Origin of the sequence: Burkholderia sp. A2 (genome assembly GCF_001729305.1) — a bacterium.
Taxonomy (GTDB): domain Bacteria; phylum Pseudomonadota; class Gammaproteobacteria; order Burkholderiales; family Burkholderiaceae; genus Burkholderia; species Burkholderia sola.
Map to the genome: position 1 here is coordinate 1,046 of NZ_LZXX01000168.1, position 410 is coordinate 1,455.

Genomic DNA, 410 nt, shown 5'->3' on the forward strand with positions numbered 1-410 from the left:
GAACGCGCGGCTGCCGATGGGCGCGACATACACCGCGACGCCCGCCAGCACGCTGGCTTTCAGAAAACCCCGCCGTGACAGGCCGTGGTTTTTCATTGGGGGGAAACCTCCTGAAGCGGCTCGGACGGCGCTCGGGTGTCGCGGCGTTCGGAGCGGCGCGCATTCTGGCATTGTTTTTGATATATCGCCTATAGTATTTCCCGCATGAAATACTTATTGGAATTCTTATAACGGGTTTCAGCCGGGCTGCGACGGGTGGTCGCGGGGCGATCCGTTGGCCGTTTGCGTGCGGCCGGATGCCGTCGTACATCGTGCCGTTCACAACGCCCCGGCCTTTGCGCCGCCGAATCCGCAAGCCGCTCGCAGCCGGGACTGACGACCGCGCACGGGGCCACGTTCGAGGAAGTCGA

Annotated in this window: 1 protein-coding gene; it reads right to left on the minus strand. The window is 63.4% G+C overall.

Features of this window, described 5'->3' with window-relative positions:
- Window positions 1-171: twin-arginine translocation signal domain-containing protein (locus tag A9Z05_RS38505; protein WP_141723543.1), on the minus strand; the 171-nt coding region annotated here is incomplete at its 3' end.
- Window positions 172-410 lie beyond the last annotated feature (239 nt).